The sequence below is a fragment of the Flavobacterium sp. MEB061 genome (assembly GCF_000834715.1).
GTDB classification, from domain to species: Bacteria; Bacteroidota; Bacteroidia; order Flavobacteriales; family Flavobacteriaceae; genus Flavobacterium; species Flavobacterium pectinovorum.
In genome coordinates this window covers 503,290-523,525 of record NZ_JXQR01000015.1, presented here as the reverse complement: position 1 = coordinate 523,525, position 20,236 = coordinate 503,290, and the positions used below count along the sequence as shown (strand labels likewise).

23 protein-coding genes are annotated in these 20,236 nt (G+C 32.7%); 17 read left to right on the top strand and 6 right to left on the bottom strand.

The genetic code is table 11. The annotated features are described in order from the left end of the window. Positions 1-14: 14 nt before the first annotated feature. Complete coding sequence (locus RT99_RS09570) at positions 15-2,171, bottom strand: catalase (RefSeq protein WP_042564489.1); 2,157 nt, start codon at positions 2,169-2,171, stop codon at positions 15-17. Between the two features lie 356 nt (positions 2,172-2,527). Here RT99_RS09570 and RT99_RS09565 point away from each other — a divergent pair, with 356 nt between their 5' ends. The 3 genes from RT99_RS09565 (at position 2,528) to RT99_RS25310 (ending at position 3,794) form a co-directional block, all read left to right on the top strand. After that, on the top strand, positions 2,528-2,932 hold the full coding sequence (locus RT99_RS09565) for a hypothetical protein (RefSeq protein ID WP_131494910.1): 405 nt from the start codon (positions 2,528-2,530) through the stop codon (positions 2,930-2,932). A gap of 172 nt (positions 2,933-3,104) precedes the next feature. Continuing rightward, the gene (locus tag RT99_RS09560; RefSeq protein ID WP_042564487.1) at positions 3,105-3,503 is read left to right on the top strand and encodes a hypothetical protein; all 399 of its coding nucleotides are present in this window, start codon (positions 3,105-3,107) and stop codon (positions 3,501-3,503) included. 114 nt (positions 3,504-3,617) lie between these two features. Next, on the top strand, positions 3,618-3,794 hold the full coding sequence (locus tag RT99_RS25310; protein ID WP_165587193.1) for a hypothetical protein: 177 nt from the start codon (positions 3,618-3,620) through the stop codon (positions 3,792-3,794). Positions 3,795-3,842: 48 nt separating this feature from the next. On the opposite strand, the gene RT99_RS09555 is transcribed toward RT99_RS25310, so the two are convergent. Continuing rightward, positions 3,843-4,154, bottom strand: a complete 312-nt coding sequence (locus tag RT99_RS09555; protein ID WP_042564486.1) for a hypothetical protein — start codon at positions 4,152-4,154, stop codon at positions 3,843-3,845. Positions 4,155-4,356: 202 nt separating this feature from the next. Here RT99_RS09555 and RT99_RS09550 point away from each other — a divergent pair, with 202 nt between their 5' ends. Beyond that, positions 4,357-7,641, top strand: a complete 3,285-nt coding sequence (locus RT99_RS09550; RefSeq protein ID WP_052483634.1) for a CheR family methyltransferase — start codon at positions 4,357-4,359, stop codon at positions 7,639-7,641. 60 nt (positions 7,642-7,701) lie between these two features. On the opposite strand, the gene RT99_RS09545 is transcribed toward RT99_RS09550, so the two are convergent. Next, positions 7,702-8,154, bottom strand: a complete 453-nt coding sequence (locus RT99_RS09545; protein WP_042564485.1) for a hypothetical protein — start codon at positions 8,152-8,154, stop codon at positions 7,702-7,704. Between the two features lie 330 nt (positions 8,155-8,484). Between RT99_RS09545 and RT99_RS09540 the strand changes: the two genes are divergently transcribed. From RT99_RS09540 to ligD, 3 genes are all read left to right on the top strand, one after another. After that, on the top strand, positions 8,485-8,682 hold the full coding sequence (locus RT99_RS09540; RefSeq protein ID WP_042564484.1) for a hypothetical protein: 198 nt from the start codon (positions 8,485-8,487) through the stop codon (positions 8,680-8,682). 79 nt (positions 8,683-8,761) lie between these two features. Next, complete coding sequence (locus RT99_RS09535) at positions 8,762-9,049, top strand: PrgI family protein (protein WP_042564483.1); 288 nt, start codon at positions 8,762-8,764, stop codon at positions 9,047-9,049. A 133-nt stretch (positions 9,050-9,182) separates the two neighbouring features. Continuing rightward, positions 9,183-11,780: a DNA ligase D gene (ligD, locus tag RT99_RS09530; protein WP_042564482.1), complete on the top strand. Its 2,598-nt coding sequence runs from the start codon at positions 9,183-9,185 to the stop codon at positions 11,778-11,780. Between the two features lie 155 nt (positions 11,781-11,935). Here the strand turns inward: ligD and RT99_RS09525 are convergent, their stop codons facing one another. Both RT99_RS09525 and RT99_RS09520 read right to left on the bottom strand, forming a co-directional pair. Further along, positions 11,936-12,706, bottom strand: a complete 771-nt coding sequence (locus RT99_RS09525; RefSeq protein ID WP_042564481.1) for a Ku protein — start codon at positions 12,704-12,706, stop codon at positions 11,936-11,938. A gap of 125 nt (positions 12,707-12,831) precedes the next feature. Then, positions 12,832-13,197 (bottom strand): STAS/SEC14 domain-containing protein, encoded by a 366-nt coding sequence (locus RT99_RS09520; RefSeq protein ID WP_042564480.1) that lies wholly within the window; start codon positions 13,195-13,197, stop codon positions 12,832-12,834. A 273-nt stretch (positions 13,198-13,470) separates the two neighbouring features. On the opposite strand from RT99_RS09520, the gene RT99_RS09515 reads away from it, so the two are divergent. Then, entirely contained in the window at positions 13,471-14,322 is an 852-nt protein-coding gene (locus tag RT99_RS09515) for an SDR family oxidoreductase (protein ID WP_042564479.1), read from the top strand. Positions 14,323-14,511: 189 nt separating this feature from the next. Here the strand turns inward: RT99_RS09515 and RT99_RS24665 are convergent, their stop codons facing one another. Next, on the bottom strand, positions 14,512-15,444 hold the full coding sequence (locus RT99_RS24665; protein ID WP_052483633.1) for a hypothetical protein: 933 nt from the start codon (positions 15,442-15,444) through the stop codon (positions 14,512-14,514). A 378-nt stretch (positions 15,445-15,822) separates the two neighbouring features. On the opposite strand from RT99_RS24665, the gene RT99_RS09505 reads away from it, so the two are divergent. From RT99_RS09505 to RT99_RS09475, 9 genes are all read left to right on the top strand, one after another. Then, the gene (locus RT99_RS09505) at positions 15,823-16,011 is read left to right on the top strand and encodes a hypothetical protein (RefSeq protein ID WP_042564478.1); all 189 of its coding nucleotides are present in this window, start codon (positions 15,823-15,825) and stop codon (positions 16,009-16,011) included. Positions 16,012-16,147: 136 nt separating this feature from the next. Beyond that, positions 16,148-16,339 (top strand): hypothetical protein, encoded by a 192-nt coding sequence (locus tag RT99_RS09500; RefSeq protein ID WP_042564477.1) that lies wholly within the window; start codon positions 16,148-16,150, stop codon positions 16,337-16,339. A gap of 186 nt (positions 16,340-16,525) precedes the next feature. Then, a complete protein-coding gene (locus RT99_RS09495) occupies positions 16,526-18,100 on the top strand; it encodes an ATP-binding protein (RefSeq protein ID WP_371197938.1) in 1,575 nt (524 codons plus the stop codon). A 7-nt stretch (positions 18,101-18,107) separates the two neighbouring features. Next, positions 18,108-18,776 carry a response regulator transcription factor gene (locus tag RT99_RS09490; protein WP_042564475.1) on the top strand — a complete coding sequence of 223 codons (669 nt, stop codon included), beginning with the start codon at positions 18,108-18,110 and terminating at the stop codon, positions 18,774-18,776. A 148-nt stretch (positions 18,777-18,924) separates the two neighbouring features. After that, complete coding sequence (locus RT99_RS25305) at positions 18,925-19,083, top strand: hypothetical protein (protein ID WP_165587192.1); 159 nt, start codon at positions 18,925-18,927, stop codon at positions 19,081-19,083. A 91-nt stretch (positions 19,084-19,174) separates the two neighbouring features. After that, complete coding sequence (locus RT99_RS09485) at positions 19,175-19,405, top strand: DUF4236 domain-containing protein (RefSeq protein WP_042564474.1); 231 nt, start codon at positions 19,175-19,177, stop codon at positions 19,403-19,405. 2 nt (positions 19,406-19,407) lie between these two features. After that, complete coding sequence (locus RT99_RS25300; RefSeq protein WP_158549418.1) at positions 19,408-19,563, top strand: hypothetical protein; 156 nt, start codon at positions 19,408-19,410, stop codon at positions 19,561-19,563. An 11-nt stretch (positions 19,564-19,574) separates the two neighbouring features. Continuing rightward, positions 19,575-19,829 (top strand): excalibur calcium-binding domain-containing protein, encoded by a 255-nt coding sequence (locus tag RT99_RS09480; RefSeq protein WP_042564473.1) that lies wholly within the window; start codon positions 19,575-19,577, stop codon positions 19,827-19,829. Between the two features lie 11 nt (positions 19,830-19,840). After that, complete coding sequence (locus RT99_RS09475; RefSeq protein ID WP_042564472.1) at positions 19,841-20,236, top strand: hypothetical protein; 396 nt, start codon at positions 19,841-19,843, stop codon at positions 20,234-20,236.

Genomic DNA, 20,236 nt, shown 5'->3' with positions numbered 1-20,236 from the left:
CGGTTTACTGTAAATTACAAATTCGCTTCTCTTTCCCAAAAACGGTGGTTGGCCAATGCGTCAATAAAAGAAGCCGATAAATATTCATCGCCTATTTGATCGCTTACCAAAATACCAACATCTCTAATGGGTTTTTCTGAATCATTATTATTAACAAACGGAAGTATCTCTATTCCCTGACCTTCGGCGGCAATAAACTTGCAATGTTTGTAAGCATCGGTAAGAAATTCTTTGACATCGCCATTGTTTTTTAGATCCAGAATTCCTTTTCCGGCAGGTACAAATACGGCATCAAAAAGTACAGAAGCTGCCGTTAGGTAACTTTGATCAACCGGAATTTCCGAATCATCTTCAGAAACTATGGATCCTAAATGCGGCGCTATAATTTTTACAACCGCCCCGGCCTTTTTTAAAGCTGCTTTCATATTGTTTACTGATGCCGCATTTACACCATCTGCACATAAAAAAGCGATTTGTCTTGTTACAATAGAATCTTTACCGGTTTCACTTTTTAAAATACTTAAGGAATCTGAAGTTTCTGTTGGTCTTTTTACAAAAGTCGGCTCGTGTTTATTAGGATCGGCATCTGCTCCTACTCCATGATTAATAGGTTTTTCGAGTTCTTTTGGTACTTTTAAACCTAAACATTTTGATACTTTGCTTACCAAAATAGGATCTACTCTTGATAATAAACCAAGCATTCTTTCTCTAATGGCTACTGTTTCTACTTTTCCTAATTCAAAAGTCAAAGCTTTAATAATATGTTCTTGTTCTGTATCGGTCTGGCTTTGGTAAAAAAGCGTTGCCTGGCTAAAATGATCTGAAAAACTGGCACTTCTGTCGCGAACTTTATGCGCATCGATTCGCTCATTAAAACTTGCAAATCCTCCTTCGTCTATTTTTGCCTGAAACGGACAGCCGCCTCCTAATGAATTTGGGTGATAACTTACTCTGCCTGTTGCAATTTCCTGACGCATATGTCCGTCACGCTGATTATTGTGCATTGGTGCAATCGTGCGGTTAATGGGAATTTCATGAAAATTAGGGCTTCCCAATCTTGATAATTGCGTATCAGTATAAGAAAATAAACGTCCCTGTAATAAAGGATCATTTGTAAAATCAATTCCGGGAACAACATGTCCGGGATGAAAAGCAACTTGTTCTGTCTCTGCAAAGAAATTATCGGGATTTTTATTTAATGTCATCTTACCAATAATCGTTACCGGAACAAGTTCTTCAGGAACTAGTTTTGTTGGATCGAGTAAATCAAAATCAAAAATATGTTCATCTTTTTCGGGAATAATCTGCACTCCTAATTCCCATTCGGGGAAATTACCAGATTCTATAGCTTCCCATAAATCCTGTTTATGAAAATCAGAGTTTTTACCGGATATTTTTTGTGCTTCATCCCATAAAACACTATGGGTTCCTAATTTTGGTTTCCAATGAAATTTTATAAAATGAGATTCGTTTTTATCATTTACAAATCTAAAAGTGTGTACGCCAAAACCTTCCATCATTCGCAGGCTTCTTGGTATTGCGCGATCGCTCATTACCCACATAATCATGTGCATGGATTCTGGCATTAGCGAAATAAAATCCCAAAACGTATCGTGTGCAGATGCCGCCTGGGGAATTTCGTTATGCGGTTCGGGTTTTACGGCATGAATTAAATCCGGAAACTTCATAGCATCCTGAATAAAAAATACCGGCATATTGTTTCCTACCAAATCAAAAATTCCTTCCTGTGTATAAAATTTTACGGCAAATCCGCGAACATCACGTGCCAAATCTGTAGAACCTCTTGAACCCGCTACTGTAGAAAATCGAACAAAAACCGGTGTTTTAATACTCGTATCGTTTAAAAAACCCGCCTTAGTATATTTGTCTAATGGTTTGTAAAGTTCAAAATAACCGTGTGCTGCAGAGCCTCTGGCATGTACAATACGTTCTGGAATGCGCTCATGGTCAAAATTGGTAATTTTTTCTCTTAGAATAAAATCTTCTAATAAGGATGGACCTCTTTCACCGGCTTTGGCAGAATTATTATTGTCATTTATTTTAACCCCTTGGTTTGTGGTAAGAAACTGATTTTCGGCATTTGATTTATTTATATCCAGATCTCTTTCCTTATCATTTGGATGATCCTGGTTTGGCGTGGAATTTTTCATTTTAAATGGGTTTTATATTTTTAAGTAGTATCGTGATTTGATCTGAATTCATTTGGCCAAATGACAGTTGATCATTCAACAAAAGTAATTTACAAACAAAACCAAGCCATTACATGATTGTTTACAAAGCTTACAATATTTAAACATTTGATAATCAAACAATAATTCATAAAATTCAAAATGGACTAAATGAAGATCAACTGTTAATTATGAAAATACAATTGATTTTTCTGTAAGAAGTAAAAGTGATTTCGATAGTAGCTTTGTAAATGAACATTTTTACAGACCTGAATTAACATTCTTCACTGATTATGAGAAATCTTTATCAATTAAAACAATTTCAAATTTTACTTGCTATGAAAAATGAAAACAATAAAAATTACGGACAGGTTGAACGTAATTTTCACCACGACGATACTATTACAGAGACACACAATGATGCTTCGGTAAAAGACTTATTTGATAACGATAAACATAAATATCAGGAAGATGATCTTCAATATAAAGAAGATGACCTTCAATATAAAGATGAAGAGCTGCATGATTTAAATCATGAAACAAATGATTTTAACCGAAATGAAAATATTCCGAATGAGGAACGTGTGATTGATGAAGATGACTTGTCTACAAACGATAATCCGGAACGCAACGAAGAAAATCTGGATCAGGAAATTGAAAAGGATGGAGATCTTGACAATAACGATGATGAGAAACTGGAAGAAAATGATGAACATTTTCACGAAATCCATCCGCGCGAATGACATAATGCCAAAAAAATTGTAAACCCAAAGCCGTTATATTTTAAATATGTAACGGCTTTTTGTTGTGCGAAATTCTGTAAAATTAACAGAAAACTATATAAAGGCAAAAAATCAGACGAATCGTATCTTTAAAAGATTGATTTCATAGAATTTAATCTAAAAACGTATAAAAATGGATATTGCAACTCAAATTGTCTGGCTTTTTATTCTTGCCATTCCCATATCCTGCATTGCATGGACTGTAACTCATGAAGAAATTTTTAAGGAACCACGAGAATGGTGTGTAAAACGTTCTCAAAATGGCCGCACAATCTTAGTTAGAAAAGCCTTTTATCTTTTTACCTGCGAATATTGTTTTAGTCATTATGTCACTATCTTTTTTATTGCTTTATGTGATTATAAACTTTTAATCGACGATTGGCGCGGCTATATTATTGCCGGTTTTGCATTGGTTTTTGTTGCCAATGTTTATATGAGTCTTTTTGGGTTATTAAGACAGGCAATTAAGAAAGAAAAAGTTGAAATCAAACAAATTGAAACGTCTGAAGAAGAACATAAAATCCTGTTTTAGAGACCCGAACATGGAAATTATATAACGATCTGAAAAAATTATGTAAACACGAAATTATTGCCACTTTTATTTTTGTTTTAATCCTTAAAAATAAACCCATAAAAATCAAACAAAATGAAACATTTAAACTTAAAACTTATCTTTTTTATTATTGCTATTTCGTTTCTAAACATCTATTGCAGCGGTTATTGTGACGACGAAGATCTAAGAAGGGACCAAAACGAAAACAAAAACAAAAAGGAAGCTGCAGTAATAAAACATCAGGATTCTTTAAACATGGATATTGATTAAACAAAAAGCCTGTAAATATTTACAGGCTTTTTCATCTTCAGTTTTTCATTATGGTTTCTTTTTTGTATCAGTTCCTGTTCCTACGCCGCCATCACTTCCTGAACCGGTTCCGTATCCGGGTTTTGTAGTATCTCTGGGTATTGTAGAATTGGGAGTAGAAGGATTTGTTGTTTTAGACTTATCTGTATGCTGTTTATGGGCAGGATCGTTTTTATAAGTCGTTGTACTCTTTTTATTCGTCTTTTGTACGGTAGTAGTATCTGTCGTACTTTTAGATTGCTTTTTTTTCTGGGTGTCTTGTGCCATGGCTGCACTTCCTAGAAACATAATCATTGCACATGTTAAAAATAAATTTTTCATAATATTGATTTTTTACAATTAATAATTTGATTATAAACTAACTACAGTTTTTTAATTAAACTTACATGTACAAATTTTATAAAGAATTGCAACTCCTGCTTATATTTTAAAGTTTTCATTTTTATAAGATTTCCACTTCATACTCTTCTTTTTTAATTGTAAAAGGATTCATACCTTTGATTATGTTAATAATTATTTTTTTATGAATATTCCTGAAAATACACGCCCAAAAAAAACAACCCAGGATTTTCCCGTAGTTGGTATAGGAGCCTCAGCCGGAGGCTTGGATGCCTTTAAAAAAGTACTTAAAACCATACCCGAAAATTCCGGAATGGCTTATGTTATCGTACAGCATTTATCATCGGATTATCCTAGTAATTTAACCGAAATATTAGCCCAGCACTCTAAAATACCGGTTCATGAGATTGTTAATGACATTAACCTGGCTCACAATCATATTTATATTATTCCGGAGAACAATAATTTAATTGCCGAAGACGGAGTTTTAAAACTCTACAAAAGAACACGCAGTGATAAAACAAATAAAAGCATTGATATCTTTTTTGAATCGCTTGCGCAGGTACATAAAAGTTTTGCCATTGGGGTAATACTTTCCGGAACCGCTTTTGACGGTACGATTGGGTTAAAAAAAATAAAAGAATTTGGCGGCGCAACAATTGCGCAGGAGCCAGAAACTGCTGCTTTTAAAGGAATGCCGCAAAGTGCCATCGATGCCGATGTGATCGATTATATATTGCCTCCTGAACAAATTGCCTCCCAATTAATCGAAATTCGCAAAAGTTATATTACCAATCATGCTTACAGCGAAGAAGAACATATTCCAAAAGAGGAAGAAGACATTCTGAATCAAATTATAAATCTGGTTTTTTTAAGAACCGGAAATGATTTTCGTCATTACAAACAGCCTACAATAAGAAGACGTATTGCCCGCAGAATGGTTATTTTAAGAAGAGAAACCATGCAGGATTATTACAATATTCTTCGCAATGATAAAAACGAACAGGATGCGCTTTTTAACGATTTTTTGATTCCGGTTACGTATTTCTTCAGAGACGAAAAATACTTTGAGACCTTGCCTACTCTGGTTTTTCCACAGCTAATCAATAATATCGTAAATAATAATTTAAGAATTTGGGTAGCAGGCTGTGCATCTGGTGAAGAAGCGTATTCATTGGCAATCTGCCTTCATGAATATTTAACCCAAAAAAATCTTAAAGACGTCAGAGTTCAGATTTTTGCTTCGGATATTTCCGAAAAATGCATTGCAAAGGCCCGGGCAGCGTTATATACGCCTCAGGATGTACAGCAAATTTCTGAAATAAGACTGCACAATTATTTTACAAAAAGAGATGGACATTATCATATCAATAAGGCAATTCGTGATATGTGTATTTTTGCAGTTCACAATTTTATAAAAGACCCGCCCTTTGCCAGAATTGATTTGGTTTCATGCCGAAATGTTTTAATATATTTTGATCCGTTTTTACAAAATAAAGTGCTGAGCTCTTTTCATTATTCCTTAAAAGAAAAAGGCTTTTTATTTCTTGGAAAATCAGAAAGCACAAACAATGCCGCAAACTTATTTGAAAATGTGGGCAAACATGAAAAAATATACACCCGCAAATTTGCTCCGGGACGTTATGTACCTGAAGCATTTAAACCTACACATATTACTTCACGCGAAAAAACGACGAACTACGACGTAAAAAATGTCCCGGAAACCGATTTTAAAAAAATAACTTCTGATATTTTATTTTCAAAATATACCCCGGCAAGTATTATTATAAACGAGCATTCAGAAATTGTTCATTTTCATGGAGACACAAGTCCGTTTTTATTGCCTTCTCCGGGTAAACCGAATTTTAACATTCTAAAAATGGCACGTGAAGGCATTAGTTTTGAACTTCGTAATGCACTATTGAAAGTAAAAAAGGAAAAGGAAAGCCTCATAAAAGAAAATATCAAAGTTAAAGACCAGAACTATCTGGCATCTTTTGAAATACTTACGCTTCCTTATGATGATTTACATCTTATGGTGATTTTTCATAAAAAACCTATTCCGGAAATTGATAACGATGCCAAATTAAGCGCAAGTACATCTGATAAACAACGAATTAAGGATCTGGAAAAAGAGCTTAACCAGATGCGCGAAGACATTAAACGCGTTACCGAAGAACAACAGACTGCTTTTGAAGAACTGCAGACTACAAATGAAGAATTGTTAAGCAGCAGCGAAGAACTTCAGGCAATGAATGAAGAACTGGAGACTTCTACAGAAGAACTTCAGTCGAATAATGAAGAATTAATGTGTGTAAATGATGAACTTCTGGATCGTCAGGAACAGCTTATTTCGACACGCAACTATTCTGAATCGATTGTAAAAACAATTCGCGAGCCTTTGCTTATCATCGATAAGGATTTTATTATAAAAAGTGCCAATCCTGCTTTTTACAAATATTTTCAAACAACAGAAGCTGAAACCGAGGATCATTCCTTTTTTGAAATTGGAGACTGTCAATGGGATATTCCTGAATTTAAAGAACTTATCTTTACAATGCTGGGAGAAAAAAACACTATTGAAGATTATAAGGTTGATACCTTTTGTTCGGGAATTGGCAAAAAAGTATTGATGGTAAATGCCCGTAAGATTATAAATTCAAAACCAGAAGGAATGATTCTTTTGGCACTCGAAGATATCACAGATTTAAGTGTCACAAATGAATTACTCAAAACTAAAAATGAAGAATTAGAAAGATATAACAAACAGTTAGAATTGTTTACCTCTTCGGCAAGTCATGATTTACAGGAACCGCTGCGAAAAATTAATATGTTTTGCAAAAGAGTTTTTGATACTGAAAAGAACTTATCAGAAAGCGGAAGACATAATTTAGACCGTGTTTTATTTTCGGTAAACAATATGAGTCAGTTAATTACCGATTTGATCAATTATTCGAGAATTAATTTTATCGAAAAAGAATTTAAAAAAACAGATCTGAATTTACTTTTAAAGAAAACAATTAATGATCTGAAGGATGTAATTGCAGAGAAAAATGCGATTGTGATTACAGATCCTATTCCGCAATTAACTGTTATTCCGTATCAAATACAGCAGTTGTTTACCAATTTAATTTCGAATTCGATTAAGTACGCAAAAGAAAATGTTGTTCCTGAAATAAAAATAAGTTCGCAACAACCTACAAATGAAGAAATAACCGAAGTTGGAGGAAATCTGCAGACACATTATGTCAAGATTTGTGTTATGGATAACGGAATTGGTATTGCTGAAAATTATGAAACTAAAATTTTTGAACCTTTTTACAGATTGCATAATAGCGATCAATACAGCGGCAGCGGTCTTGGACTGACTTTGGTACAAAAAATTGTCAACAATCATCACGGCTTTATAAAAGTTTCAAGTAAGGCTAACGAAGGAACAAACATGATTATTTATCTTCCTCTCAATTAATTCAAACACTATTTAAGAACATAAAAAAAGCGGTAAACATAATTTACCGCTTTTTTGTTTCTAATTTGCTACATCTTTCTGGCCTTTACTTTTGCCATATTGGGTTATAGATTCCGTTTTACTCCAATATTCGACTATAGTACGAATAACTTCTTTGAATTTTTCGTACGTATAAGGATTTACAATGTAACTTTGTGTTGGTACTGAATGTACATCAAGCACAAAACACTGATTGAATACAGTTGTAAAAAACAAACAGGGACAATTTAATTCTATACTCAGATTTTTGTACGGAATATGAGCTGTTTGTTTATCATCCATATGAAGCAGTACAATATCTGCAAAAATTAAAAATGCTGAAACATCATGTGTTGTCAGATAATTATAAGCATCATTCCCCGAATTAAAGCATAAAATTTTATTAGAAATTTCTAATTCAGAGAAAATTTGTGTAAATAATTTACGATCTCCCTGATTATTTTCTATAAGTACAATAGGTCCCTTTTGGTTCATAATAGTTCTTTTTTAGTTATAAAATAAGATCGAAAAAACATCATAATTACTGCCTTATTTTGGTGGCAGAAATCTTTAAACAAAGATTTTAAATTTTATGAAATTTAACATTACAAGATAATTTTGAAAAATTATATAATTTTCATTGCATAGTTTGTACAAAAAATTCCTACATTGTAGTGATTGAATTTATTTAGATTTATACAGAAATTCTCAGCAACTACAACTGTTACCCTGATAATTATATAAGTAGAAAATTAAATTCTATAAAGAAAAAAGAAGCTTGCGGGCTTAAATTTGGAAATACTAGAAATTTAAATCGAAAACGTCATGGTCGAAAAGAATTACGATCCGGATAATGACAATTGTCCTGAAAAAGATACTGTAGAGAATCTCTTAAAATCAAAAATGGATTCTGATAAAAACAACCAAATGGAAAAAGAATTAATACATGATACTCCAAATCGAATTTTAAAAGAAAAGAACGATTTGAAGCATATAGAAAATTCAGACGATACTAAAAGATAGAAAGATTTAGAAAAATAAAATCTGATGAAATAACCAGTCAGACCTTTTACAAATGTTAAATTAAAAAAACAAAAAAATCATGGAAAATTTAAATTTCATTAACCCATTACTACACGGAATTATTCCTGAAGAATTAGAAAACAAAGCGCTAAGTTTTTCTACTAAACAATTGGTATGTGCAGGTGTAGGAACATTAATTGCCGGTGCTGTTTTAAAAAAAGCAGGACACCAAAAAACCGGGGCAATCATCGCCGGTATTGCTTTACCTATTCTGGCAACTGCGATTTATAAAAAGATCAAAAAATCGTCTGATGAAAAAGCTGCTTCAGGATATTCTGATGCTGATAATGTAAATGAACATGCATAATATAAATTTTGTACTTCCGGGTTTCACTTTTGTTTTTGGTTTTTAAAATTAAATAGCAGAATGACAGCTTGGAAGTACATTTTTTTTTTACAGACTAAAAAAAAACAGACTATGAACCCATAAATACTTTATTATGTCACTTTCCAAATACAACCAAAAACGTAATTTCAAGCAAACCGAGGAGCCTGAAGGCAAAATTGGCAAATCTGAAAAAGACCTCATTTTTGTGGTTCAAAAACATGCAGCTTCGCATTTGCATTACGATTTTAGGCTGGAACTGGATGGTGTTCTTAAAAGTTGGGCCGTTCCCAAAGGTCCTTCTATGGATCCCGAAGTAAAGCGACTTGCCATGATGGTCGAGGATCATCCATATGATTATAAGGATTTTGAAGGCTCAATTCCAGAAGGAAATTACGGCGCCGGAAATGTTATTGTTTGGGATAACGGAACTTATACTACTGCAGATGAAGATGCTGTTTCTGCCAGAAAAGCATTAAAAGCCGCATTGCACAAAGGCCATTTGAGTTTTGTTTTAAAAGGAAAAAAACTCAAAGGCGAATTTTCTTTGGTAAAACTTCACGGCAAACAGGAAAATGCCTGGCTCTTGATTAAAAAAAAGGACAAATACGCCACGGATGAAGATATTTTGAAGAAAAACAAATCAATTCTCTCGAATCAGACTTTAGAATCGTTAGAGAAAAAAACGGAAAGTGCTTCAAAAAAAAATGAGATTGAAGATGAAGATACCTCTGAAGAAACTACTCCCAGGAAAACCAAAACAGCAAAAACCAAAACAGACAAAAAAGAAACTATAGGCTTTTTGTCGCCCATGCTGGCCAATATTGTCGATAAACCTTTTGATGATCCTGACTGGGTTTTTGAAAATAAATATGACGGTTACCGCACTCTCGCCACCATTACCCCGAATGAAGTGCATTTGTTTAGCCGAAACGAACTTTCGTTTGATAAAAACTTCAAACCTGTTTTAAAAGAACTTGAAAAAATAAAACATGAAGTTATTCTGGATGGCGAAGTTGTTGTTGAAAATGATGCGGGAAAAGCCAGTTTTCAGCACCTTCAAAATTATCTTAAAACCGGAGAAGGAAATTTAAAATATTATGTTTTTGATATTTTAAATCTGAATGGTTTTTCTACTGTTGATTTAACTTTACTTGAGCGAAAAGAGCTTTTAAAAATGTTATTGGAAAAATATTCTTTTTCGAATGTTTTTTACTCTGAACATACTATCGAAAACGGACTTAAAAGCCTAGAAATTGCCACAAAAAACAATAGTGAAGGTATAATGGCTAAGAAAGCTAATGGCACTTATTTGATTGGAAAAAGAAGCAATAACTGGCTTAAAATAAAAATTGCACAGCAGGAAGAAGCGGTTATTATAGGAATTACCGAACCAAAAAATTCCCGCAGTTACTTTGGTGCCTTGCTTTTAGGACAATATTACGGCAAAAGACTGGAATATATTGGTAAATGCGGAACCGGATTTACAGAGGAAGTCCTGAAGGATTTATACACGAAATTTAAACCTCATTTTATAAAGGAATCTCCGGTTGTACAAAAAATAAAACTTCGTGATAAGATACAATGGCTAAAACCAAAATTTGTCTGCCAGGTTAAATTTACAGAATGGACGGATGATATGCGACTAAGACATCCCGTTTATCTGGGCTTGAGAGTGGATAAAAAAGCAAGTGAAGTTTTTTTGACTTCAAAAACCAAAACTTTAAATACGGAAGTTATGAAGACTAAAGAAAAAACAGAAACGGCTAAAAAAAAACCAGAAACGAGTAAAGAAAAGGATTATGATTTGAAGGTGGGTACAAAAACGCTCCATCTTACCAATCAAAACAAAATATATTTTCCTGAAAGTGGAATTACAAAAGGCGAAATTGTGCAATATTACAATGAAGTTGCTGATTTTATTTTGCCGTATTTAAAAGATCGTCCGCAGTCTATGAATCGATTTCCTAACGGAATTGATGCGCCAAGTTTTTATCAGAAAGATGTTGATGTGGATAAAATTCCATCGTGGTTAAAAACCAAAAAAGTATATTCAGAATCCAACGATGAACATCTGGATTATTTGATTTGCAATGACAAAGCGACTTTGCTTTATATGGCAAATTTGGGCTGCATTGACATAAATCCATGGAATTCAACCATCAAACATATTGAAAATCCCGATTGGCTCGTAATCGATATTGATCCTTCAAAAGATAAATTTGAAGAAGTTGTACAAACTGCCTTAACCGTAAAAGAAGTTATGGATGAATTTGAAACCGAATGTTACTGCAAAACTTCGGGGGCTTCGGGCTTGCATGTATATATTCCGCTTGGCGCGAAATACGATTATGATTCGATTAAAATTTTCGCACAATTAGTGGCAACAGAAATTCAAAAACGAATTCCCGAAATTACTTCTCTGGAACGAAGCATCAAAAAAAGAAACAATAAAATTTATGTGGATTATCTGCAAAATCGCCGCGGACAAACTTTGGCCGCACCCTACTCTGTTCGCCCTGTGCCCGGAGCGCAGGTTTCAACGCCTTTAGAATGGAGCGAAGTAACTCCAAAATTGCATCCGTCTCAATTTACCATTAAAAATGTCTTGCCAAGATTTGAGAAAAAAGGTGATTTATGGGCGCCTGTTTTAGGCAAAGGAGCCAATATCCAGAAAATTATCAAGAATTATGGATTGGGAGTTAAAAGTTAGTTATGAATTGTGAATTATGAATTATGAGTTTTGAGTTATAGTTCTGCGTTTGATCTTTTTGATGATTAAAATAAAAAAGAGACAAAAGTCTATATAAACTTTTGTCTCTTTTTTATATAATGACATTCAAACTCATAATTCACAACTCAAAACTTTTAAGACGATTTCTTATTTTCTAAACTTGCTTTCAGCATATCTAATAAATCGTCGCTTTGTTTGTGAACCACTTTGAGTTTTGGTGCTTTTACTTTTTTACCTTTTGCTTTGCTTTTAATTATTTTTAAAAGTTTGGCTGTGTATTCGTCTTTGTAGGCGCTAATATCAAACTTTTCGGTAAGCTGATCTATAAGTTTATGCGCCATATCCATTTCTTTGGTATTCTTTTTTGAAATTGCCGGAACTTTAAGTTCGTCTGTACTTCTGATTTCCTGCTCAAAGCGAATTCGGTTTAAAAGAATTATATTTTTGTACGGTCTTAAAATCGCCAGGCTTTCTTTATTTCTTAAAACAAAACTCGTCACTCCTACTTTTCCCGTAGATGCCAATGCATCACGAAGTAAACCGTAGGCATTCATTGCTCCTTTATCAGGTTCAAGAAAATACGGCTGTTCATAATAAATGCTTTCTATTTCTTTTTCGTCAACAAAACTCTGAATATCAATAGTTTTTGTTTTAACGGCATCTGCAGCTTCAAAATCTTCATCTTCGACAATTACGTATTTATCATCAATTTTGTAGCCTTTTACAATATTGGCAAAAGTGACTTCCTTGCCCGTTTTTTCGTTTACACGCTTGAATTTAATATTAGAATGATCTTTTGCATCCAGCATATCCATATCAAGCGAGCTCTCCTGCACGGCAGAAAACATCTTTATGGGAATATTGATCAACCCAAAACTAATCGAACCTGTCCATATTGACCTCATGAGTGTTTGTTTTTAAATTCCAAAAAATAAATTCCAAATTCCAAAAAAGATAAATTCAAATTCCAAATTCCAAAAAATCTAAAAGTCTAGCTTGGAATTTGGAATTTATTTTTTGGAATTTATGTCTAAATGTTCCCTTCAACCCAATTTAAAGCTTTATTGAATTCCAGTTTTTTAAAGCCTTTAAACTCTCCCGGAACGATATAACTGAATCCGTTTGTAAAAGAAATAATCTCTTCAGAATCTGAAACAATAGCAGCTCTGTTCCATTTTCCCAAATGCTTAAGTCCGATCATGGCATCCTGAAGCCAGGCGCCAGCGGTAAAATTTTCAAGATCAGTATCTAAAACCAATAAAAAATTGATTTCGTTTAATTGCTTTACCAGTTTTTCTACAGCCGGAACAACCACTCTTTGAAAATCTTCTTTAGTTACTTCTGCTAATGCTCTAAAAGCAACAACATTATCTGTTGTATCAATTTGATGTATCATTTTTTTCTTTAATTAAATTATGGTAATTTTTAATTCAGTCGATTTTAATAATGCTGATTTTTTAAAGTTAATCAGGCATTTTTTACGTTGACTCAAATGTAAATCAGAGGCTTGTTTTTTCTCTTATATTTTATCAGTTAAATTTTACAGAATATCAATTTATGAATCTGATTTCGTGATCTTTTGCGCTAACTTTTGATTTTTTCAGGTCACCTTATTTTTGAAAATGAGACTACTTTAGGAAGTTGATAAAGACCCAAAAAATAATTAATCATGGAAAAAGAAAAACCAAAAAAATTTCCCGAACAAAAGCAGAATTTGCCGGGAGATGAACATAAAATGCATCCTCAGCCTGAAATTATCAGGGAGAATTATACCGGAAGCGGAAAACTGCTTGGAAAAGTTGCTTTTATAACCGGAGGTGACAGCGGTATTGGCCGAAGTGTTGCGGTACATTTTGCCAGAGAAGGTGCAGATGTTGCCATAGTTTATCTTAATGAAGATAAAGATGCTCTTGAAACCAAAGAGTTGATCGAAAAAGAAGGTCAGCAGTGTTTGATTATCAGTGGAGATTTAAAAGACGAGAAATTTTGCAAAGAAGCTGTAAAAAAATGCCAGACAAGATTTAAAAAAATTAATGTTCTGGTCAATAATGCTGCTGTACAATTCCCTCAGGACGAATTTAAAAAAATAACTTCAAAACAGCTTCACGAAACATTTGAAACTAATATTTACCCGTATTTTTATATCACAAACGCTGTACTGCCTCTTTTGCAGGAAGGTGATACGATTATTAACACGAGTTCGGTTACTGCCTATCGTGGCAGCGAACATTTGGTTGATTACGCGAGTACAAAAGGGGCTATTGTAAGTTTTACAAGATCGTTAGCAACGATGTTGGCCAAGAAAAAAATACGTGTCAATGGCGTTGCACCTGGCCCAATCTGGACGCCTTTAATCGTTGCCAGTTTCGATAAAGTATCCGATTTCGGAAAAGATAATCCGATGGAACGAGCCGGCCAACCCTCAGAAGTTGCGCCTGCGTATGTTTTTCTGGCTTGTGAAGATAGCAGCTATATCACAGGACAATTTATACATATTAATGGTGGTGAAATTGTGGCTTAGTTTTAGTTTGCAACGAATTTCGTTGTAATGTTTGTTTGCCACGTATTTCACTAATTTTCTCGAATTTTTATTTAAATATAAAAGCGGATATACTTAATTGGTATATCCGCTTTTTTTATTCTTTGCGATAAACCGGACAGGTTTTAGACGTGACGTTGAATTTAAACAAACTGTTTGAAAAGATAGCTTTTACTTTGAGCCACATGGTTTCTTGTATTTGTTAAAAATATGATGTGTTACAGGTCGAATTGTACTTCCGCTTTCGGGATGTCTTCCATTTCCACAAGTTGTAAAAAAATCTACTTCATTATTCGTTTTTGCATACCAAATAATAGATTTCCCATTTGCAAACCAAGTTGTTGTATCACAAACCGGTATCTTTTTAAAATCTAAAAGATGATTGTCGTATTGAATTTTTTCATTTGGGTTTCCTTCAATTCCTTCTTTACAGTCAACAACTTCATAATGATTATCAGACCATTGGATACAACCTTTATTAAAAAACACAAAATAGCCTGCGATAAGCGATAAAAAAATTATAGCACTAATGCTTAATTTATTTTCTTTTAGTTTTTCTATAAAAGTTTTTATCTGTGGAGGCTCTTCTGTTTCTATTGGTTTAATATCGTGAGTTTGTATTACTGGGTCATCTTTAATTTCGGGAATATTATCATTTTCTTCCCTATCAGATTCTAATTCTGGATAATTATAATTTTTAGCCAATTCCTCGATTATTTCTTTCTCGCTTTTTCCTCCCATTACCTTACTAAAATTGTAAAAAGGTCTAGGTTGAAAATCTAATAAAATTGCTGCAAAATGAATTGTCGCTTCAGTAGGAATTTCAGTGATCCCTAGAAAAAATCTTCTAATTTTTTTTAATTTATCTACAGTTTTTCCCGTAATAAGATTTTTTTTATTCGGATCGAATTCAAATTTGAAAAAAGTATAGAAAATTTTTAAATCATCTTCATTGTTATTTTTCTCAAATCGCTCTATACATAAATCTCTAAGTTTTGCAGTTGTAATATTACTTAATGCAATCTCAGGATCTTCATCTTTTTCTCTCTCGTATTTTGCTTTTATAGCTTTTCTATAATATTCAAAAAAAGTACTGTTATACATAGGCTATTCATTTTTAAAGACTTTTGTTCGGACTTTTTAGGACTTTTCTTTTGGACTTTGCAGGACTTTTTACAAGTTTTTAGGACTTTTCAAAAAAGAATTGGAAGTCCAGGAAGTCCATATAAACACTGGTTTATAAGCGTCGCATCTTTGCGATATCAAATTAGTTAAACGTTTTAATCTGCAGGTTAAAACAAATGTACAAAACTAGTTCTATTAACAAGTGCGGAAAACCGTAATGATCATTATCCGGGAAGTATAACACATTCTTTACGGTCGACCGCACTTCACTTCCCAAAGCAATTTGGTATTGCCTTAACAAGATCTGGAAAAATTCCGGACAGCAATACTCATGTCCAATTTTTAAAACTAAAAAACATGAAAAATTTATTTGTGATGGGTGCATTTGCACTATTAAGTACTACGTTATTTTCTTGCACAGCTGACGAATTTGAAACGGCTGAGACAAAAACTGAGATAAAAAAGGATTCTATTCCTGTTCAGGCAGATGCACCACTTGATGGACCTGGGGATCAGCCAATCATTATTACTCCACCAAAAAAATAATGGATTTAATTAAAATGTAAAAAAATAATTACTAATTTAGAGAAATAATCATTGATAATAATTGGTATTGCAATAATAAGATTCGGAAAATCCAGAACGCAATACCAATTTCTAACTTTTAATTCAAATCAAAGAAATGAAAACAAAAAGATTACTTTTAATGGCAACATTCGCTCTTTTGAGCACAATTTTATTTTCTTGCACAGCTGACGACTCTGAAACAGCTGATACAAAAACTGAGATAAAAAAGGATGCAATTCCTGTACAAGCAGATGCACCGCCTGATGGGCCTGGGGATGATACGGTGCCTGTTAAACCACCAAAATAATAATTGGTAAATCTTAATAAAGTACTAAGATAATTAGTACATTCGGGGAAAGTAACTTTTATGCTACGATCCCCGTTTTTTTATTTATTTATTTTTCTCTTTTTTATTTCCTGTAAAGAGAAAACTATAGTAAAAGTTCAGTCCAATCTATCTAAAAAAGAAGGCAAGTTTTTGCAGGAAAAAGCGATGGACAATTTTCAAAAAAACAATTTTAATAGTTCTTTTTATTATTTCAACAAATCAAAAATAGCATTTGAAACTTCAAAAGATAGCGTAAATATCGCTTTCAATTTAATTCAAATGGGTTATATACAACAAATAAACGGCGATTATTATGGAAGTAAAGAAACTTTAACTGAAGTACTTCCTTATCTTAAAAATGATACAAATTATATAGCAGCTGTAAATAATTTCTTTGGAATAGCAGATAAACAACTTTCTCTTTATGATGATGCTGTTTTTTATTACAATAAAGCTTTAAAAGAAACTAAAGATGAAGTTTCAAAACAGGCTCCGTTAAATAATATTGCTGTGGTTTATATTCAGCAAAAAAAGTATAATCAAGCAATTAAGATATTGGAATCAATATTAAATCTGAAAAAAATAAATGATTTATCAGCTATAAATTATAAAGCCAGAGTTTTGGATAATCTTGGTTTTGCTTATTTTAAAAATGGAAATCCAGATAAAGGACTTCAATTTATAAATGAAAGTCTTGAATTAAGAAAACAAACTGATGATGCTTATGGTAGCATAGAAAGCTATCTTCATTTAGCCGAATTTTACGCAAAAACCGATGTTAAAAAATCAAATCAAAACGCTCAGAATGCTTATCAAATTGCAACCAAATTTCATAGTATCGATGAACGTTTAAAAGCATTGTCTCTTTTAATTTCTAATGGTTCAGGTACACAATATGCCCAAAAATACATTTCCTTAAATGATAGTATTATCAAAATTCGCAACAATTTTAAAAACAAATTTGCCAAAATTAAATACGATTCTAAAAAGGAAAAAGACGAAAACCAAAAACTAAAATTAGAAAAGGCAGAGAATTTACTGGCGCTTCAGGAAGCAAAATATCAAAAAATAGTGGGTTTTATTGGCTTTATTTTTCTGGGAATTGTAATTGTCGTTCTGGTACGTTATTACAAAAATAAAAACAGAATTATACGAATAAAAACCGCTTATGATACCGAAACCAGAATTGCAAAAGATATTCATGATGAATTGGCAAATGATGTTTTTAACGCCATAACTTTTACACAAACGCAATCCTTATCTGTAGAAAACACAAAAGAAACTTTGATTCAAAAACTGGATCATATTTATACGCGCGTTCGCGGAATTTCGAGAGAAAACAATGATATTGAAACCGGAGTAAATTATTCTGATAATTTGAAAGAAATGCTTTCTACCTATAATAGCAAATCTACAAACGTGATTATTAACAACATCGAAAAAGTAATTTGGAACGAAATTGACGAAATAAAAAAAGTCACGATTTACAGGGTTTTACAGGAATTAATGGTAAACATGAAAAAACATAGCCACGCGCCGTTAGCTGCTTTAACTTTTGATAACGATCAAAAATTTGTATTTATAAATTATGCCGATCGCGGAAAAGGTGCCGAAAAAAATAAAATTGTAAAAAATGGTCTACAAAATATGGAAAACCGTATTCTGGCCATAAAAGGAACTATTACTTTTGACACTGAACCTGATAAAGGTTTTAGAGTTAATATAAAACTGCCAAAATAAAAACCCTATGTTTAAAAAAGTAATAATTGCCGAAGATCTTGATGCAATGAATTTAGGAATTCAGCAAGTCTTAAAAGATGTAAATATTGAAAATTTTCAGCATTCAAAATACTGTGATGAAGCTTTACTGAAAGTTCGAAAAGCAATCCAGGATAACGAACCTTTTGATTTATTAATCAGTGACCTTTCATTCAAAACAGATCATCGCGAACTAAAAATTGCTAATGGCGATGAATTGGTACAAAAAGTGCGTGAATTACAGCCTAATATTAAAATTATAGTCTATTCGGTAGAAGATAAAAGCTACCGTATAAAATCGCTTTTTGATAATGCGGGAGTTGATGCTTTTGTTCTAAAAGGCCTAAACAGTATTGAAGATCTAAAAAAGGCGATCAATTTACTGTATACTTCAAACGAAACCTTTATTTCTCAAGAAGTTGCTTTTGCTTTGCAGGAAAAAAGCAATTACGAAATTGATGATTTGGATATCAAGATTCTGAAACATTTATCTTTGGGTATTATGCAGGATGATATTACCAATACCTTTCAGGAATTAGGCATAAAACCAAACAGCAAAAGCACCATCGAAAAAAGAATCTCAAAACTAAAGGATTTTTTTAAGGCGGCAAATACTGTTCACTTGGTTTCCATAACTAAAGATATGGGGATTATTTAAAATCTATAATTCTCATTATTAACTTTTAAGCTCCCTTCGGGGAGCTTTTTTTTGCTTTGAAATGTATTTTTTGGATTATGGTTTTCCGTAAAATACTGGTTTTAAATAGGTTTAAGTTTGGCTTATAAATCAATTTAAAATTAAAATTATGAAAAAATTAGTCGTTTTGTTTAGTTTATTCTTCCTGGTTTTAGGAGGTACTGTTGAGGCTCAAAGTGGGCATTACAAAAGTGGAAAAGGTAGTTCTCATAAAGGAGGAAAATACAAAAACTCAAGTACCAACAACCACTATAAAAAAAGAAAATAATCTTTTCTGACTTCGATTGACATGATAAAAAGTAACGTCAAAAGAAGTTGCTGCACAATTAGAAATCTTTAATTAACTAAATCTAAAAATCATGGGCTTTCGATTTCAAAAAAGGATAAAACTTGGAGGAGGACTTGGATTAAACATTAGCCAATCCGGAATTTCTCCAAGTTTAAGAACAAAAATGGGAACATTTGGTAAAAGCGGATATTCTGTAAAAACAGGTATATCCGGAGTAAGATATCAAAATAGCGGATGCATGTTACTATTTGCATTTACAGGAATAATAACCTTTTTATTATTTACACTAAATCACTTATAATCATGGGATATAGAAAAGGATATTACAGAAAAGACGGAACTTATGTTCAAGGTCATTTTACTAATACAAGATCCAGGTCATATTCAAATAAAAATAGCGGCTGCTTACTATTATTTGCATTTGCAGGAATCACAACAATTATAATTTATATGATATAACACTACTAATTATGGAAAAACGAATAAAATACACAGGAATCTTCATTGCAATATTATTATTAAGATTAGCAATTTCATGTTCAGAATCATCAGATTCAGGAGAAACAACCAGTAACGCAGGTGGATCTAGTTCAAATTGCCCCACAAAAACATGCGGCGATTTTTCTAGTCGTGCTGCAGCACAAGCAACTTATGACAGCAATAAAAGCTGTTATAAAAACCTGGATTCTGACAGTGACGGAATCGCATGCGAAAATTTAAAATAAAATCTTAAACAATGATAACACTAGAATTAAAAAGCCATTTTTTAAGATTGTATCAAATGGCATTATCCGATGATCAGTTTGATGTATTAGAATTGCAAATGTTATATCATTTTGCAGATGAACGCGGGATTCCGAGGGAAGAACTGGATAAACTTTTTCTCAATCCAATTACTACAGAATTACTTATTCCGGAAGACTTAAACACTCGCATTGAATATTTATATGATTTTACGAGAATTATTTGGGCAGACGGAAAGATTACTGAAGACGAATTAAATATGCTTAAAAAGTATTGCAGAAAATTTAATTTTTTGGATGAAAACATCAATGATCTATCGGATTATTTGATTGACTGCGTTCAGAAAAATATTCAGAAAGAAGAAATTATTAGTCAATTAAACGCTTAA

What these genes read in the sequence shown, in the direction of transcription:
- RT99_RS09490 (WP_042564475.1), top strand. Translation starts at nt 18,108, where the DNA reads ATGTTTAAAAAAGTAATAATTGCCGAAGATCTTGATGCAATGAATTTA.
- RT99_RS09525 (WP_042564481.1), bottom strand. Translation starts at nt 12,706, where the DNA reads ATGAGGTCAATATGGACAGGTTCGATTAGTTTTGGGTTGATCAATATT.
- RT99_RS09555 (WP_042564486.1), bottom strand. Translation starts at nt 4,154, where the DNA reads ATGAAAAATTTATTTTTAACATGTGCAATGATTATGTTTCTAGGAAGT.
- ligD (WP_042564482.1), top strand. Translation starts at nt 9,183, where the DNA reads ATGTCACTTTCCAAATACAACCAAAAACGTAATTTCAAGCAAACCGAG.
- RT99_RS25300 (WP_158549418.1), top strand. Translation starts at nt 19,408, where the DNA reads ATGGGATATAGAAAAGGATATTACAGAAAAGACGGAACTTATGTTCAA.
- RT99_RS09505 (WP_042564478.1), top strand. Translation starts at nt 15,823, where the DNA reads ATGAAAAATTTATTTGTGATGGGTGCATTTGCACTATTAAGTACTACG.
- RT99_RS25305 (WP_165587192.1), top strand. Translation starts at nt 18,925, where the DNA reads ATGAAAAAATTAGTCGTTTTGTTTAGTTTATTCTTCCTGGTTTTAGGA.
- RT99_RS09545 (WP_042564485.1), bottom strand. Translation starts at nt 8,154, where the DNA reads ATGAACCAAAAGGGACCTATTGTACTTATAGAAAATAATCAGGGAGAT.
- RT99_RS24665 (WP_052483633.1), bottom strand. Translation starts at nt 15,444, where the DNA reads ATGTATAACAGTACTTTTTTTGAATATTATAGAAAAGCTATAAAAGCA.
- RT99_RS25310 (WP_165587193.1), top strand. Translation starts at nt 3,618, where the DNA reads ATGAAACATTTAAACTTAAAACTTATCTTTTTTATTATTGCTATTTCG.
- RT99_RS09495 (WP_371197938.1), top strand. Translation starts at nt 16,526, where the DNA reads ATGGACAATTTTCAAAAAAACAATTTTAATAGTTCTTTTTATTATTTC.
- RT99_RS09480 (WP_042564473.1), top strand. Translation starts at nt 19,575, where the DNA reads ATGGAAAAACGAATAAAATACACAGGAATCTTCATTGCAATATTATTA.
- RT99_RS09565 (WP_131494910.1), top strand. Translation starts at nt 2,528, where the DNA reads ATGAAAAATGAAAACAATAAAAATTACGGACAGGTTGAACGTAATTTT.
- RT99_RS09540 (WP_042564484.1), top strand. Translation starts at nt 8,485, where the DNA reads ATGGTCGAAAAGAATTACGATCCGGATAATGACAATTGTCCTGAAAAA.
- RT99_RS09500 (WP_042564477.1), top strand. Translation starts at nt 16,148, where the DNA reads ATGAAAACAAAAAGATTACTTTTAATGGCAACATTCGCTCTTTTGAGC.
- RT99_RS09515 (WP_042564479.1), top strand. Translation starts at nt 13,471, where the DNA reads ATGGAAAAAGAAAAACCAAAAAAATTTCCCGAACAAAAGCAGAATTTG.
- RT99_RS09560 (WP_042564487.1), top strand. Translation starts at nt 3,105, where the DNA reads ATGGATATTGCAACTCAAATTGTCTGGCTTTTTATTCTTGCCATTCCC.
- RT99_RS09485 (WP_042564474.1), top strand. Translation starts at nt 19,175, where the DNA reads ATGGGCTTTCGATTTCAAAAAAGGATAAAACTTGGAGGAGGACTTGGA.
- RT99_RS09475 (WP_042564472.1), top strand. Translation starts at nt 19,841, where the DNA reads ATGATAACACTAGAATTAAAAAGCCATTTTTTAAGATTGTATCAAATG.
- RT99_RS09570 (WP_042564489.1), bottom strand. Translation starts at nt 2,171, where the DNA reads ATGAAAAATTCCACGCCAAACCAGGATCATCCAAATGATAAGGAAAGA.
- RT99_RS09520 (WP_042564480.1), bottom strand. Translation starts at nt 13,197, where the DNA reads ATGATACATCAAATTGATACAACAGATAATGTTGTTGCTTTTAGAGCA.
- RT99_RS09535 (WP_042564483.1), top strand. Translation starts at nt 8,762, where the DNA reads ATGGAAAATTTAAATTTCATTAACCCATTACTACACGGAATTATTCCT.
- RT99_RS09550 (WP_052483634.1), top strand. Translation starts at nt 4,357, where the DNA reads ATGAATATTCCTGAAAATACACGCCCAAAAAAAACAACCCAGGATTTT.